Source organism: Streptomyces sp. NPDC058459 (assembly GCF_042721685.1).
Taxonomy (GTDB): domain Bacteria; phylum Actinomycetota; class Actinomycetes; order Streptomycetales; family Streptomycetaceae; genus Streptomyces.
In genome coordinates this window covers 1-14,454 of sequence record NZ_JBHXLV010000168.1, presented here as the reverse complement: position 1 = coordinate 14,454, position 14,454 = coordinate 1, and the positions used below count along the sequence as shown (strand labels likewise).

The 14,454-nt window shown below is 70.3% G+C and carries 13 protein-coding genes; 6 read left to right on the top strand and 7 right to left on the bottom strand.

The window, feature by feature from the left end; all coding sequences use genetic code 11:
• Positions 1-685: 685 nt before the first annotated feature.
• From ACFWN1_RS25065 to rpmF, 6 genes are all read right to left on the bottom strand, one after another.
• Positions 686-1,567, bottom strand: a complete 882-nt coding sequence (locus ACFWN1_RS25065) for a metal ABC transporter permease (protein ID WP_384366094.1) — start codon at positions 1,565-1,567, stop codon at positions 686-688.
• Complete coding sequence (locus ACFWN1_RS25060; RefSeq protein WP_384366091.1) at positions 1,564-2,439, bottom strand: metal ABC transporter ATP-binding protein; 876 nt, start codon at positions 2,437-2,439, stop codon at positions 1,564-1,566. Before ACFWN1_RS25060 ends, ACFWN1_RS25065 begins: the two co-directional genes overlap by 4 nt.
• Before the next feature lie 11 nt (positions 2,440-2,450).
• Positions 2,451-3,389: a metal ABC transporter solute-binding protein, Zn/Mn family gene (locus tag ACFWN1_RS25055; protein WP_384366088.1), complete on the bottom strand. Its 939-nt coding sequence runs from the start codon at positions 3,387-3,389 to the stop codon at positions 2,451-2,453.
• A 129-nt stretch (positions 3,390-3,518) separates the two neighbouring features.
• On the bottom strand, positions 3,519-3,956 hold the full coding sequence (locus tag ACFWN1_RS25050; RefSeq protein WP_384366085.1) for a Fur family transcriptional regulator: 438 nt from the start codon (positions 3,954-3,956) through the stop codon (positions 3,519-3,521).
• A 90-nt stretch (positions 3,957-4,046) separates the two neighbouring features.
• On the bottom strand, positions 4,047-5,219 hold the full coding sequence (locus tag ACFWN1_RS25045) for a GTP-binding protein (RefSeq protein ID WP_384366082.1): 1,173 nt from the start codon (positions 5,217-5,219) through the stop codon (positions 4,047-4,049).
• A gap of 6 nt (positions 5,220-5,225) precedes the next feature.
• Complete coding sequence (gene rpmF, locus ACFWN1_RS25040) at positions 5,226-5,396, bottom strand: 50S ribosomal protein L32 (RefSeq protein WP_384366079.1); 171 nt, start codon at positions 5,394-5,396, stop codon at positions 5,226-5,228.
• Positions 5,397-5,662: 266 nt separating this feature from the next.
• Here rpmF and ACFWN1_RS25035 point away from each other — a divergent pair, with 266 nt between their 5' ends.
• The 6 genes from ACFWN1_RS25035 (at position 5,663) to ACFWN1_RS25010 (ending at position 13,125) form a co-directional block, all read left to right on the top strand.
• Entirely contained in the window at positions 5,663-7,018 is a 1,356-nt protein-coding gene (locus ACFWN1_RS25035; RefSeq protein ID WP_384366076.1) for a choice-of-anchor M domain-containing protein, read from the top strand.
• A 96-nt stretch (positions 7,019-7,114) separates the two neighbouring features.
• Positions 7,115-8,890 (top strand): TIGR03773 family transporter-associated surface protein, encoded by a 1,776-nt coding sequence (locus tag ACFWN1_RS25030; protein WP_384366073.1) that lies wholly within the window; start codon positions 7,115-7,117, stop codon positions 8,888-8,890.
• 119 nt (positions 8,891-9,009) lie between these two features.
• On the top strand, positions 9,010-10,581 hold the full coding sequence (locus ACFWN1_RS25025; protein WP_384366070.1) for an anchored repeat ABC transporter, substrate-binding protein: 1,572 nt from the start codon (positions 9,010-9,012) through the stop codon (positions 10,579-10,581).
• Positions 10,578-11,471: a TIGR03773 family transporter-associated surface protein gene (locus ACFWN1_RS25020; RefSeq protein WP_384366067.1), complete on the top strand. Its 894-nt coding sequence runs from the start codon at positions 10,578-10,580 to the stop codon at positions 11,469-11,471. The genes ACFWN1_RS25025 and ACFWN1_RS25020 overlap by 4 nt, the downstream gene beginning before the upstream one ends.
• A complete protein-coding gene (locus ACFWN1_RS25015) occupies positions 11,468-12,223 on the top strand; it encodes an anchored repeat-type ABC transporter ATP-binding subunit (RefSeq protein WP_384366064.1) in 756 nt (251 codons plus the stop codon). Before ACFWN1_RS25020 ends, ACFWN1_RS25015 begins: the two co-directional genes overlap by 4 nt.
• Positions 12,220-13,125, top strand: coding sequence for an anchored repeat-type ABC transporter permease subunit (locus tag ACFWN1_RS25010; RefSeq protein WP_384366061.1), 906 nt, complete (start codon positions 12,220-12,222; stop codon positions 13,123-13,125). The genes ACFWN1_RS25015 and ACFWN1_RS25010 overlap by 4 nt, the downstream gene beginning before the upstream one ends.
• Before the next feature lie 21 nt (positions 13,126-13,146).
• Here ACFWN1_RS25010 and ACFWN1_RS25005 read toward each other — a convergent pair whose 3' ends face one another.
• Positions 13,147-13,449: a hypothetical protein gene (locus ACFWN1_RS25005; protein WP_384366058.1), complete on the bottom strand. Its 303-nt coding sequence runs from the start codon at positions 13,447-13,449 to the stop codon at positions 13,147-13,149.
• Positions 13,450-14,454 lie beyond the last annotated feature (1,005 nt).

Genomic DNA, 14,454 nt, shown 5'->3' with positions numbered 1-14,454 from the left:
ACATGGTGCTCGTTGCGGCCCGCCAACTGCTCGAGCAGAAACTGGATATAGCGTTCGGTCTCAGGGAAAGTCGCCACACAAGGATTCTCTCCCACGCCACTGACACGAGCATGCTGTCGGCGGGAACGTCGTGAGCCCCGATCTGCTGCGCGCGGGGGAGCAGCCGCCCACCCACGATCGGGGCGGGCAGACGTGATGGGTGACCGCGTCAGGGCCGAGAGGGCCCGGTGGATGAGGCAGCTCGAAGTCGCGGCTAGTGTGCGAGCGGTGGAGCTGTGGTGCTGGCCTGGCGAGGGCGCGGCGAGGTCTGGGACCCGTTGCAGGGTTCTAGAGGGACGGCTTGGGGACCAGTTGGGGACCACGCGGTGTGCGCGCTGGTGCACAACGGAGCCTGTTATGCACATTATCCGCCCCGATTAAGTCTGCTATATCCAGAAAATACCCTTGACCCCTACTCCTGGGGGTCAAGGGGTCGCAGGTTCAAATCCTGTCGTCCCGACTCGTGAGAGTCCCGGTTCAGGGGCCGTGTCGGAGAAATCCGGACGGCCCCTGAGTCGTGTTCGGGGACCGGTCGGGGACCGGTCGCCTCGACCGCGTCAGAGGGCGCCGACGAGGGGGTGCAAAAGGGAGTGCGTGGCACACGACCGTCCGCGTGCGGGACAGACGTCGCCGGGGCGCCACCCGCTCAGACGGGCTGAGGAACCGTTCTGCGGGCGCCCGTGCGCCGGGTCCGGTAGCCGCCGGCCAGGCGGCAGACGACGTACACGGTGAAGGAGATCGTGGTGACGTACGGGCTGATGGGGATGCTGCTGCCCAGGGCGAGCAGGATGCCCCCCTCGATGGAGACCAGCGCGAAGACCGTACTCAGCAGGGGCAGCAGGACGGGGGAGGCCGTGATGCGCGCCGCCGCGGCAGCCGGGGTGACGACGAGGGCGAGAACCAGCAGCGCGCCCACGACCTGCACGGACAGCGCGACGGCCAGGCCCAGCACGATCATGAAGGTCAGGGAGAGCCCGCGCACGGGGACACCGCGGGCCTCGGCCACCTCCGGGTCGGCACTGGCGAAGGTGAGCGGTCGCCACATCACCGCGAGGGCGGTCAGCACCACGGCCGAGGTGCCGAGCAGCCAGGTCAGCTGCGGGGTGTCGACGGCGACGATCTGGCCGGTGAGCAGTCCGAACTTGTTGGCGGCCCGGCCCTTGTAGAGCGCGAGGAGCAGGACGCCGAGACCCAGGCCGAACGGCATGAGTATCCCGATCGCCGAGTTGTGGCCCCGGGCCCGGGAGCCCATGACCCCGATCACGCCGGCCGCGAGCAGGGAACCGACGATGGAGCCGGCGACGATGTTCACCCCGAGCAGCAGTGCGGCGGAGGCACCGGCGAAGGACAGCTCGCTGATCCCGTGCACGGCGAAGGGGAGGTCCCGCATGACGACGAAGACACCGGCCAGGCCGCCGATCAGGCCCAGGGCCGCCCCGGCGATCAGTGAGTTGCGGACCAGGGCGAGTAGTTCGCCGTAGTGGTCGAAGGTGAAGATCTGCTGCCAGATCCCGTCTGCGAGGGTCATGACCGGGCTCCGTCGGACGTGTGGAGTGGGTGAGCGTGGTGCGGCTGTGCGTCCGGTCCGTCGGGTGCGCCGACCACCACGACGCGGCCCCGCACCCGGACGACGTCGACCCGCGTGCCGTACAGGGCCGAGAGCGACTCCGAGGTCAGGACCTCTTCCGGCGTGCCGACGCGATGGCCGCCGGGTGCCAGGTACAGCACCCGGTCCACCAGGTCGAGCACGGGGTTGATCTCGTGGGTCACGAAGACCACCGCCGTCCGGTGCGAACGGCGGCGGGCGTCGATGAGTCCGGTGACCGCGCGCTGGTGGTTGAGGTCCAGGGACAGCAGCGGCTCGTCGCACAGCAGGATGCGCGGGTCGGTGGCGAGAGCCTGGGCGACGCGTACCCGCTGGCGCTCGCCACCGGAGAGCAGGTTCACCGGCACATCGGCGTAGGCCGACGCGCCGACCTGCTCCAGGATCTCGTCGACCCGGCGCCGGACGCCTCCGGTACGCGGCCACAGGCCGAAACGGTGGCCGTCGATTCCGAAACGCACCAGGTCACGCGAGCGCAGCAGCGTCTGCGCGGACAGGGATGCCTGCTGGGGGATGTATCCGATGTGCCGTCTCGCCTCGCGTGGCGGTCGGCCTAGGACGTCCAGTGTGCCGGCGGACAGTGGCTGCCGGCCGAGCAGGGCCTTCATCAGGCTCGTCTTGCCCGACCCGTTCGGCCCGAGCACGGCGAGGAACTCCCCGGGCTGAACTTCCAGGTCGAGGTCGCGCCACACCGTACGCGCGCCGTAGGAGACGGCGGCGGCGTCGACGCTGATCACAGGGCGGCCGTCGGCGGCGGCCGCCGCTCTGCCGCCCCGGGCCCGGGGTACGGAGATCATGTCCGGCGCGCTCACTTGTCCAGGGCGTGGGCCAGCGCGTCGACGTTGGAGGTCATCCAGCCGACGTAGTCCTTGCCCTCGGGCAGCGTCTCGGTGACGGGAACGACGGGGATGCCGGCCTTCTCGGCGGCCGCCTTCACCTTCTCGGTCTCGGCTCCGGAGGTCTGCTCGTTGTAGACCAGTGCCTCGACCTTCTTGCCGGTGAACAGGCCCAGCGTGCCCTGGAGTACCTTCGGCGACACGTCGTCGCCCTCCTCGATGGCCTCGCTGAATTCCTCGGGCGTCCTGTTCTCCAGCCCCGCGGCCCCGGTCAGGTAGAGCGGTACGGGCTCCGTGATGGCGATGCCCTCGCCTCCGTGGGCCTTCTTGATCCCGGCTTCTTTCGCTTCGAGCGGCTGGAGCTTCGCCTTGAACGCCTCGGCGTTCTTGCTGAAGACGTCCGCGTCGGCGGGGTCTGCCTTGCCCAGGCCGGCGGCGACGCGGTCGGCGATCTTGGCGGTGGTGGGGAAGTCGTACCAGACGTGCTCGTTGAGTTCCTCGCCCTCGGGGGCGGTCCTGCCGGAGACGTCGACCGCGTTGATCACCTCGGCGGAGGACCTGCTGCTCTTCAGCATGCGGTCGATGAAGTCGTCGTAGCCGCCGCCGTTCTCGATGACGAGCTTGGCCTTGGACAGCGCGAGCTGGTTCTGGGTGCTGGCCTCGTAGGAGTGCGGGTCCTGGTCGGGGTCGCTGATGATCGAGGTGACGTCGACCTTGTCGCCGCCTATCTGCTCGGCTATGTCGCCGTAGACGTTCGTCGAGGCGACCACCGTGACCTTGGAGGAGCCCGAAGAGGCGGCCGTGGCGTTCCCGTCGCTCTTGGCGTCCGAGGAGTTGCCGCAACCCGCCACCAGGGCGAGGGACGTACCGGCCACGAGAAGGCTGACGTGGCGGGTCGAGAACGTAGACATGGGGAAGATCCTCCGCAGTGCGTGCAAATGGAACCTGGGCGTGTGTCGCCGACGCTAGATGAAAACGAATGTCAGATCTATGGGCATGCCGCCTGATATGACAATCGTTGCCGATACTTGATGTACCGGCTATACGGGTGGCGGCTTACCGCCCGGCAGGCAGGGCCCGCAGATGCCGGTGAGTTCCAGTGCGTGCTCGATCGCGCTGAAACCGGTGGACGCGGTCAGGTCCTCCACCCAGCGCTCCACGCTCTCCGCATCCACGGGGGAGCTGTCGCCGCAGCGCCGGCATACCAGGTAGTGCCGGTGCCCGTCGGCGGGGCGCGGACGGTAGAGGCGCTCACCGGTCCTCTCCCGCATCACATCGACGTGACCGGTCCGTTCCAGGACGCGCAGCGTCCGGTACACCGTGGTCAGTCCGATGGAGGCACCGTCCGCGGTCAGTGCCGCGTGCAGGTGGGTCGCGGACACGAAGTTGGCCGCTTCGCGCAGCGCCCGGAGTACGGCGGCTCGCTGGCGCGTGGCCCGCCAACTCGGGCGATGCTCCTTGATCGGGGCGTCTTCCATGGCGCCGGGCCTCCCGCGCTGAGGTGAGGTGGGTCGCGCAAGACCGGTCCGGACGGTGCCGTGGCTGCGACCACCGTCCGGACCGGAGTCTCAGGAGTGCGCCGCGAGTGCTGTTTCCTCATGGGCGCATGTCTCGTCGATGCCGTAGGTGTCCCAGGCGGGGAACGGATCGTCCGACAGTGGGCTCTCGCCGTCCGTCAGCAGGCAGCCGGTGAGGGCGGAGTGCAACTCGTCGGCGCGCAGGTCCGTGCCGATGAACACCAGTTCCTGGCCTGTCGCGTCACCGGTGTCGCGGGCGGCGGACGGCTCGAAACGGGCCACCGAACCGGCCTGTGACCAGAGCCCGGTGACGTGCGGACGGCTGGCCAGGACGAAGAAGCCCTTCGACCGCAGGACGCGGCCGTAGGCGCCGCTGTCCATCTCCTCGGTGACGAACCGCCACAGCCGCTCGGGGTGGAAGGGCCGCGCGGAACGGAAGACGGTCGAGGAGACGCCGTACTCCTCGGTCTCCGGCGTGTGGTCGCCGTTGAGTTCCGCGACCCAGCCGGGGGCCTGCTGGGCGCGCTCCAGGTCGAAGAGCCGGGTGCCCAGGACGGCTTCGAGGCCGACGCGTCCGTGCACCGCCGGCACGATCCGGGCCAGGGGGTTCAGGCGGCGGAGAGCGGCCCGGAGCCGCTCGGCGTCCTCGGCGGTGACGAGGTCGAGCTTGTTGAGCACGATCACGTCGGCGAACTCGACCTGGTCCATCAGAAGGTCGCTGACGGTGCGCTCGTCGTCCTCGTACTGGTCGAGCCCCCGCGCCACCAGCTCGTCACCGGAGGCGAGTTCGGCCAGGAAGTTGGCGGAGTCGACCACCGTGACCATGGTGTCCAGGCGGGCGAGATCCTCCAGAGTCGCGCCGTCGTCGCGGGCGAAGGCGAAGGTCGCCGCGACCGGCATGGGCTCCGAGATGCCGCTGGACTCGATCAGGAGGTAGTCGAACCGGCCTTCCCGGGCGAGTCGGTCCACCTCCTCCAGCAGGTCGTCGCGGAGCGTGCAGCAGATGCATCCGTTGGTCATCTCGACCAGCCGTTCCTCGGTCCGCGACAGAGCGGCCTCGCCGCCGCGCACCAGCGCGGCGTCGATGTTGACCTCGCTCATGTCGTTGACGATGACGGCGACCCGCAGACCCTCGCGGTTGCCGAGCACATGGTTGAGCAGAGTGGTCTTGCCCGCCCCGAGAAAGCCGGACAGGACGGTGACGGGCAGTCGGCGGTTCGGCATCCGGTGTCAGCCCTCGGGGCGCAGCAGACCGCGCTGGTACGCCTTGACCAGTCGCTGGGGCACCAGGTAGGAGACGCCGTCCACGGTGACCGGGGCGAGCGCCGGCGCGGACGCCTTCCACTGGGCGCGCCGGTGGCGGGTGTTGCTGCGGGACATCTTCCGCTTGGGAACGGCCACGGGGTTTCTCCTTGGTGAGGGTCGGGCAAGCGGTTCGACCCTAGATGAAAACGAAACCCATGTACAAGTTTCTGGCTGTTATTGAAAATGATTACCATCGCATGTACGCTCCGTGGCACTGCGCGGAAGAAGGCTGCTTCCCGTCCGAGGTCGAGCACTGACGCTTCCCGGGACGGGGGCGACGCACCGCGCGCTTCTCTTCAGGGGCGGAGAGTTCGGGCCCACCGTGCGTCAATCGGTGCGGCGCTACGAGCAGATGAGGGACGATGGGATCAACTACGCGGTCCGCGTGCGTGATGGGGGTGCTGGCCCTTGCTGCGGCCGGGATCGTCTCGGCGGCGCCGGCCGATCATGGCGGGGTCACGGCGCACGCCGTGCCCGCGGCGTACGCGTCGGAGACGGCGGCGGCCGGTGATGTGGTCGATGAGCGCACGGTGATCGACGTCGGGCATGTCGACGCCGTCGCGCCGCGCCTCGTCGACGGCCGGTTCCGCACGCTGTTCAAGGACAGCAGGACCACGGACGTCGTCTGGCGGGAGCCGGGCTCGGTCATCATGCATCTGACCGGCAAGGGGAAGCAGACGATCCCCGACCCGGCGGACGGGCTGTCCTTCATCGGGGCCCCCGGTGACACCTTCTACTCCGTTCCGCAGACGCAGGACCCGGAGCTGCTGTGGGCCGGATGGAGCACCGAGGCGTTCCAGAGCGGCGACATCCAGGGGAACTTCACCATGTCGCTGGACAAGGTGGAGGGGCCCGGTCAACTGTTGATCTTCGAGTGGACGCCCTTCGGCGAGCCGATGATGCGGTTCGACACCCGTGACGGAGTGCCCGACACCTACGAGGTGCCGGCCCGCACGCACGAGCACGCCAACTGGGTGTTCACCCAGGAGGGCGTCTACCGGATGACGTTCACCTACAAGGCCACGCTCAGCTCCGGTGAGCAGGTCTCCGACAGCCAGGTCTTCACCATGGCCGTCGGCGATGTCGACCTCGATGGCATCTCCCTGCCGGGTGACGGCGGCGGGGAGACGGCCGGCGGCACGGCTGCCGGCGGCACGGCGGACGGGGGTGCCGCGTCGGGAGGTTCCACCAGCGGTGGTGCGACCGACGGCGGTGCCGGTGACGGGGGTACCACGGACGGCGGCTCCGCGGACGGCGGTTCGACTTCCGGTGGGTCCGCGGACGGTGGTTCGACATCGGGCGGGTCCACGAGCGCTGGTACTGCATCGGGTGGCTCCACATCGGGGTCGGCGTCCGGCGGGTCCACGGACGGCGGTTCGACGTCGGGTGGTTCCGGCGACGGGGGTTCCACGGACGGTGCTTCCACGTCCGGCGGGACCTCCGGCGGATCGACCTCCGGCGGGGCGACGTCCAGTGGTTCGACCTCCGGCGGGGCGGCGTCCGGTGGTTCGACCTCCGGCGGGGGTTCCGCGACCGGTGACACCACCACCGGTGGTTCGGCGAGCGGAAGTCTCGCGGCGACGGGAGCCGGAACGGCCGTCCCCCTCGGTATGGGCGCCGTCGCTCTCATCGGCGTGGGTGCGGGCACGTCGTTCTACCTGTACCGCCGCAGGACGCGCGGCGCGTCCGAGCCCACGCCCGCGAAGAACGAGTCCTGACGCGCCGAGCGGAACGGGCCGGCCCCCCCATTACTCGAACGAGCTGTCGCGACGGCCGCCATGAGCGCCGTCGCAGAACCGAGGAGAACTCACCTCATGGCATCAGCCATAAACCCGCGCGGAGTCGCCGTAGGGGCCGTGGGCTCGATCGTGCTGTCCGTCGCGCTGTCGCCCCTGGCCTTCGCCGGCACCCCCGATGAAGCCGGCCGGGTGCCGCGGGCGTCCGCACCCCGTGTCGTCGTACGCCTGGACGCCGACGCGCTCTCCCTCTCGCTCGACCCCGGCAGGGAAACCGAGCCTCGGTCGTCCGACGCGGCGGGCCCGGCGGACCTGGAACTGGGACCGGACGCCAAGGCGGTGGTACCCGAGGGCGGACAGTACGCCTTCCTCGGCCGTTCCGGCGCCTCGGTCTGGCTGCTCGACGGCTTCTCCACCGGTACGGACCGGCACGCGGAGAGCCCGCAGTGGGACACCACCGGAGTTCCCGCGGACGAACTCGCCGACGGCAACGTCACCTGGGAGTTCACCGGGGCCGAGGGGCCCGGTGACGTCATCGTGTTCGCGCCGCACGCGGCCGGCTCCGCCGACACCAGTGCGCCGGCCGTCCTGTTCGACAGCGCCGACGGGATGCCCGACGCGCAGCCGCTCCCGGCCGGCGGAACGGGGGACGTGAGCTGGGCCTTCACCCGGCCGGGCACGTACCACCTCACGACGCGGGCCACGGCCCGGCTCGCCGACGGCCGGACGCCGACGACCACCCGGCGGTGGACGGTCCGCGTCGCTGACGAAACCGGCACGCCACCTGCGCCCTCCCCTTCCCCGGATTCCCCGGATTCCCCGGACGCGACGCAGTCCCACCCGGCGCCCGCCCCCTCGGCCGTCTCCGGCGGCATCACGGACGGCGACGAGAACGCCGGAGGCACGGTCAAGAGCACGGCCCGCGCCCTGCGCGCCGCCGCGGCGGCCAAGACCGAAGAGGGTTCGGGCATCGCCACGGAGCACGTCGTCATCGACGACGGCCATGTGGACGCGATCGCCGGCAAGATGGTGGACGGCAAGCTCCGCACCCTGTTCAAGGACAGCCGCAACCCCGGCGGCATCGTCTGGCGGGAGCCGTCCTCCGTGGTGGTCCACGTCAAGCCCGAGGCCAGGGAGAAGGTGCCGGCCTCCAGCACGTACGCCTTCCTCGGCAAGGCCGGCAGTGACTTCTGGCTGATTCCCCAGGTCCAGAAGCAGGGCGTGGTGTGGGCCGGCTGGAACACCGAGGCCCTGGGCGGCGGAGACCTCAGAGGACCGCTCGACATGAAGCTGACCAAGGTCAGCGGGCCCGGTCCGGTGGCCGTCTGGGAGACCGCCGGCCTCGGCGGCGCACAGGTCCTCTACAACAGCCGGGACGGACTGCCCGACTCCCAGAAGGTCAACCTGGGAGTGCACGCCCACGGCAACTGGGCCTTCTCCCAGCAGGGCGTCTACAAGCTGACCTTCCAGCTGAGCGGGACTCTGCCGTCCGGGAAGGCCACCACGGACACCCGCACCTACACCTTCGCGGTGGGCGATGTCGACCCCGCCGAGGTCGCGCCGGGCGGCGGCAGCGGAGACGGAGGATCCACCGGGGGCACCGGCGGACCGACCGGCGGCGGCACGGGCCAGGGCTCCTCCGGCGGGGAGGCCTCGTCGGGCGGTTCGGCCTCCAAAGCCTCGGGTTCCTCCGGCGGCGGTTCGAGCTCCGGCGGCAGCCTCGCGCACACCGGCAGTGTTCCGGCCGAACTGCTGGCCGGTACCGCGGGGGCGCTCGTCCTCGGTGGCGCCGCCGCCGTAGGCATGGGCCGGGCAGCGCGCCGACGCACCGCGGCCGTCCCGCACGGCGACTGAAAGCACGCCCGACAACAGCCGCCCGCCGGCCCGCGCGGGCGGGTCCTTCCCCACGGGTGGCGCCAGGCCGGCCAGCGGTCCGCCCGGCGCCGCCCCTCCGTCCAGGGAGTTCACTTCTCATGCCTCTGCCCCGCCCGGTGATCCGGGCACTGGCCGCCGCCGCGGTCCTCGGCGCCACGCTGACCGGCTGTAAGGGAAACGCCCGGCCCGCGGCCGAGGCGGACAACCCGGACGCGGCACTGCGCGTGGTGACGACCACGGAGATCCTCGCCGATCTCGTCCGCCAGGTCGCCGGCGACCGGGTCCAGGTCGACTCGATCGTGCCGCCCGGCGGCGACCCGCACTCCTACGAGCCCACCCCCAGGGACGCCGACGCCGTCTCCAAGGCGGACGTCACCTTCACCAACCACTTGCTCCTCGAAGAACACGCCCTGATCAAGGCCGTGGACTCCAACGCCCGCAAGGGAACCCCCAACGTCTCCCTCGCCGAGGCGTCGGAGACCTACGGCGCGCACGTCATCCCCCTGGTCGAGAACATCGGGCTGGACGTGCTCTGGCTCGGCCTGCGCGTGCGGGGGGAGGGCGAGGAGCGCGGGGCTACGCGGTCCTCGGACATCCTGCTCTCGGCGACCGACGTGCGCGGGCCCGGCGATCTCGTGGCCTACCTGACGGAGTCCCTGGGCCAGCCGAAGACCTACTTCGACTCCTCCGACGGTTTCGACGCGGAGGACACCACCACGCTGCCGCCGGCCGCGCACACCCACCTGAACTGGGCGTTCACCAAGCCGGGGGTGTACAGGCTCACGCTGGAGGCCAAGCTGCGGAATCTCGGCAGGGAGCCCCGGCCGGTGGGCAAGGGCACGTTCACCTTCGCGGTCGGGGTCGACCCGCACACCGTGGCGGGGCCGAAGGACACCATCCTGGACGACGGACACACCGATCTCACCGTCAACATCGACAGCGGGCGGATGTCCGCCTTCACGGACCTGCGGACCAAGGGCAGGACCCAGGAGGAGATACCGCCCGGTGACGTCGTCATCGACGTACCCAACCGGGCCCTGGAGAAGGTCCCCCCGGGGAAGCAGTTCGCCTTCCTCGGCCGGCCCGGCGCCGAGATCTACCAGCTGCCCCAGGCCGTCCTGGGCAAGCACGTGCACGGCGAGATCGACCCGCACCTCTGGCAGGACGTGCAGAACGCGAAGTCCTACGCCCAGCTGATCCGGGACACCCTCAAGAAGCGGGACCCGGCGGGCGCGAAGACCTACGACGCCAACTGCCGTGCGTACGAGAGCCAACTCGATGCCCTCGACCGCTACGTACGCGCCCAGATCGGCGGGATACCCAGCGACAGCAGACAGTTGATCACCACGCACGACGCCTTCGGATATCTCGCGGACGCCTACGGCATGACGGTCGCCGGATTCGTCGTGCCCAACCCCGCCCAGGAACCCAGCGCGTCCGACGTCCAGAAGCTCTCCCGCACGATCAAGAACCTCAAGGTACCGGCGGTGTTCATGGAACCCAACCTGGTCCAGCGGGCCACCGTGCTCACGCAGGTCGCCAAGGACCAGCACGTCAAGGTATGCACGCTGTACGGCGACGCCTTCGACGACCACGTCCGGCACTACACCGACATGATGCGGCACAACGCCGACGAGCTCCGCTCCTGCCTCGGAGGCAGCAAGAAGTGAAGACCACTCGTTTCCGACCCCGTCCGACGGGCCTTCTCCTGGCGGCCGCCGCTCTGCTGGCCACGACGGGAACGCCGGCGGCCGTCGCGGCTCCCACCGCTTCCCCCACTCCCGGTGTCGAGTCCGACGCGGCCGCGGAGACCGGCCGGGGCCGCACCGTCATCGGTGACGGCCACATCGACATGGGCCCCCGTTTCGATCACGGCCGGTGGACCGTGCAGATCCGCGACGACACGGGGGAGGAGCCCGTGTGGCGCGACACCGAGGACGTCGTCCTCCAGGTCAAGGACCGTGCCGAGGCCGAGGTGCCGAAGGACAGCGCCTTCGGCTTCCTGGGCGAACCGGGCCAGCACGTCTGGCTGCTGCCCCAGGCACAGCAGGAGGGCGTGCTGTGGCCGGGCTGGAACAGCCAGGAACCCGGGGTAGCCTCCACCGTCGACCGTGAGGTGACCTGGCAACTCCTCGACGTGAAGGGACCGGGAGACTTCGTCCTCTTCCTCAACGGCAGCTTCGGCACACCCACCGTCGTCTTCGACGCGCGCGAGAAGCTGCCCCAGGAGACGGGCATCGAGGTCAACAGCCACGTCCACGGCAACTGGGCCTTCACCCGCACGGGCACCTACCTGCTGCGCGTGCGGATGAGCGCGAAGACCAAGGACGGTGCCGACCACACCGACACCAGGACGCTCAGGTTCTCCGTAGGACCGCAGGACCCGCGCAGGGCGTTCGCCGTCGCGGCGTCCACCGCACCGGCGCGGGCCGCGCGGGAGACCCCGGCGGATCGTGATTCCACCGCGCCGCTGTGGTGGGGAGCGGGTGCGGCCGCGGCCGTCGCGGTGGTGGCTCTCGTGGTGGTCCTGCGCCGCCGTCCCGGAAAGGACGGGGAATGACGACAACTCCCGTACTGGACGTACGGTCGCTCGCGGTGGAACTCGGCGGACGCCTGGCCCTCCACGACATCGACCTGACGGTGCGCAGCGGCGAACTGGTCGGCCTCATCGGCCCCAACGGAGCCGGCAAGACCACCCTCCTCCGAACCGTCCTCGGACTGCTCACCCCCCGTGACGGCACCGTGCGGCTCCAGGGACAGCCCGCCGGGCGTGCCCGGGGGACGATCGGCTATGTTCCGCAACGCCACGAATTCGCCTGGGACTTCCCCCTGTCGGTCGAGAAGGCGGTACTCACCGGCCGTACGCACACGATCGGCTGGCTCAGGCGCCCAGGCAAGGACGACCGCGCTGCGGTCGGCGAAGCGCTGGAACGCGTCGCCATGAGCGACCTGCGGCACCGCCCCATCGGGGAGTTGTCCGGCGGTCAGCGCCAACGCGTGCTGGTTGCCCGAGCGTTGGCCCTGCGTCCCCGACTGCTGCTGCTCGACGAGCCGTTCACCGGTCTGGACGTGCCCACCCAGGAACTGCTCACCGCGCTCTTCGGCGAACTGCGCCGGGAGGACCAGGCACTTCTGATGACCACGCACGATCTGCCGGCGGCTGCCGACATGGCCACGCGCCTGTGTCTGCTGAACCAGACCGTGATCGCCGACGGACCGCCGGCGACCCTGCGGGACCCGGCGGTGTGGCTGCGCGCGTTCGGGGTGGCCAGATCCGAACAACTGCTGACATCCCTTGGAGTCACCCGATGAGCGCCGTGCTGGACTTCCTCACCGGGCCGTGGGAGCACCTGTTCATGCGGCGGGCTCTCGCGGTCGCGATCATGTGCGGCATCGTCTCCGGGGTGATCGGCGCCCATGTCGTCCTGCGCGGCATGGCCTTCATCGGTGACGCCGTCTCCCACTCCGTCTTCCCCGGCGTGGCGATCGCCTTCGTCTTCCAGTTCAACCTGGTCCTGGGCGGCGCCGTCGCCGGTCTGCTCACCGCGCTCGCGGTGGCGGTGTTCTCGCAGAACCGGAGGCTGAAGGAGGACAGCGTCATCGGCGTGTTCTTCGCCGCCGCGTTCGGGCTGGGCATCGTGATCCTCAGCACGGCGCCCGGATACAGCGGCTCGCTGGAGTCCTTCCTGTTCGGGCAGATCCTCGGGATCAGCGACGGCGATGTCGTCACCGTCGCGGTGATGGGCCTGCTGCTGCTCCTCCTGGCCGCGGCCGTGCACAAGGAACTGGTCACCGTCAGCCTGGACCGCGAAACCGCCAGGGCCTCGGGCCTGCCGGTCTTCGCCCTGGACATCGTGCTCTACGCGCTCGTCACCGTGACCGTGGTGATCTCGCTCCAGGCCGTGGGCAACATCCTCGTGCTCGCCCTGCTCATCACCCCCGCCGCCTGCGCCCGGCTGCTGACGGACCGCATCGGCGTCATGATGCTCCTCGCACCCGCGATCGGCGCGTCGTCGGCGGTGGCCGGTCTGTACCTGTCCTACACCTACAATCTCGCCGCCGGGGGTCTGATCGTCCTGGTCGTCACCGCGGTGTTCGTGCTGTGCTGGCTGTTCGCCCCGAGGCACGGGCTGCTGACACGCGGGCGTCACCGGAGTGACGGCGCGTCCCCGGTGCCGGAACCTGAACCGGCACCGGTGCTTCAGCAGCCCTGACCTCTTCGGTACCGGGACGCCTCAGTGGTCGTCCCAGTGGCTGTCGTGGGCGGCGTGGCGGTGTCCGTCGTGGAGGTAGTCGACGTGCTCCTCGTGGGGGACGGCGACATGGCCGCAACCCTCACCGTGCCGATGATCGTGCACCTCATGGACCGTGTGGCCGGTCGTCGTGCACTCGTCCACGTGGTCTTCGTGCCGGCGGTGCAGGTGTCCGTCGTGGAGGTAGTCGACGTGCTCCTCGTGAGGGATGGCGACGTGGCCGCAGCCCTCGGCGTGCTGGTGGCTGTGGCCCTCGTGGATCTGGTGGGGAGATGCGGTCGTCATGATCAACTCCGAATCTGTCTCCGGTCGCGTGCGGGCGGTTCCGTACTCGAAGCCAAAATAGGGTCGCTGGTGCCGCTCCGCACACGGAGCGGCACCAGCGGGGCCCGGCCGAGATCCGGGACCGGGAGCGGTACGGCCTCTGGCGGGCTGTTTGCGTGACGATCTCAGAGGCGATCCCGAAGCTCGGGCGGATCGCCCGGCCGCAGGATGTTTCCCCCGCACTGGAACGGGCCCTGGCCCGCCGCAGTGTCCGTCACCGCCGGTGACGGCGTCGGCCCCGGCGATGCGCGGGTCGTGGAGGTGTTCCAGCGGCGGAGTGGACAGGGGGCGCCCGAGCACCGGGCCGGTCGCCGAGAGCAGCCCGTCCGGACAGCCGGGCCCGGCGCCGCGGCGATGCGCCGCATACGAGGCCGCGGCCCCGCGCGGTGTGCCGCCCTCGTTGCGCGGCCCGTAGCCGTGTCCACGCCAGGTCGGTGGCGGACGGCTGCCGAGCACGGCTTCGCCCAGCGCCGTCGTCCCGTTCTCCCACCGGCCGGACTCCGCGACGTGGCCGACGCCGAAGCCCCCGCCGACGTCTCTGGCCCGGGGGTCAGCCCCTTTGCGTGGCACTGCTCATGGAGCAGCACGCACTGCTCCATGGCACGCGCCTTCTCCGGTACGCCTGTGGTGTCCAAGTGGTAGGCAGGTCCGGTCACTTCGGCAGCGTCCTTGTGCCGCTCCAGCCCGGCGCCCTCTTCGAAGCCGGACATCCGCACCAGTACATCCACGCGGGGCAGATCATGGCCGCGTCCCAGATCGGTCAGCGGTTCCAGCTCACCGGGGGAGTCCAGGCCGACCGTCGCCCCCACCCGGGCGGCCGGCCGGAGGAACGCGCGGTCCTTGGGCCGGTGGCCAGAATCCAAGCAGAGCTGAGCCCGACCGGACCGACCGGACCGACCGGACCGACCGGACACCGGAACAGCGCAAAGGCATTGGTGTTGCGGCCATGACCATGACATGTATCCC